The organism is Corynebacterium sp. HMSC073D01, assembly GCF_001815555.1.
Lineage (GTDB): Bacteria > Actinomycetota > Actinomycetes > Mycobacteriales > Mycobacteriaceae > Corynebacterium > Corynebacterium glucuronolyticum.
In genome coordinates this window covers 165,899-166,507 of the sequence record NZ_KV821038.1, presented here as the reverse complement: position 1 = coordinate 166,507, position 609 = coordinate 165,899, and the positions used below count along the sequence as shown (strand labels likewise).

Genomic DNA, 609 nt, shown 5'->3' with positions numbered 1-609 from the left:
GACTCCGTGTCCAAAAACTAGTGAGACATCACACCTCTAGGCGGTAAGGAGCGCTAGGCATGGCAAAGGTCAGTTCTCGTCCTCGAAGGTGGGGGCGTTTTTTAGCGTGGACATCCTTGGTGTTCGGAATATTTTTCGCCATCGTTGGTTTGGTGATGCCCGAAACGCTGTTCATGCTGCTCTTCGGTTTGGTGTTCGTTATCCCGGGTGCCTGGTGGATTATCTCGGACCGGCGGGACCAAAAGCAATGGGATAGGTACGAGGAGACGGTGGAGAATAATCGTCGACTAGCGACGATGATCGGTGACGATAACCCGGACATAGTCGCGGGGATGGGGGTAGAGGACCCGCCTTCGAAGCGGTCGCGTCACTGGGGGATCGTCTCCATCGTGATGGTCGTCCTGTTCGCTGGCTTTGTAGTGCTCGCGCCCGAACAGGAAACCACCAGTGAGGAAACGCCGACGACGAGCACGTCGCCGACTACTTCTTTGACGGCGACAACAAACAAGACATCGACGACGCGCACCACCGCGAGCTCCTCGTCATCTACCACCACGACTACGCAGTCACAGGAGCTGACCGTGACGAGCACAGGAACAGTGGAACCTA

1 pseudogene is annotated in these 609 nt (G+C 56.7%); it reads left to right on the top strand.

The features are described from left to right. Positions 1–119 precede the first annotated feature (119 nt). Positions 120–609, top strand: a pseudogene (locus HMPREF3044_RS06550) (hypothetical protein); the annotation flags it as partial.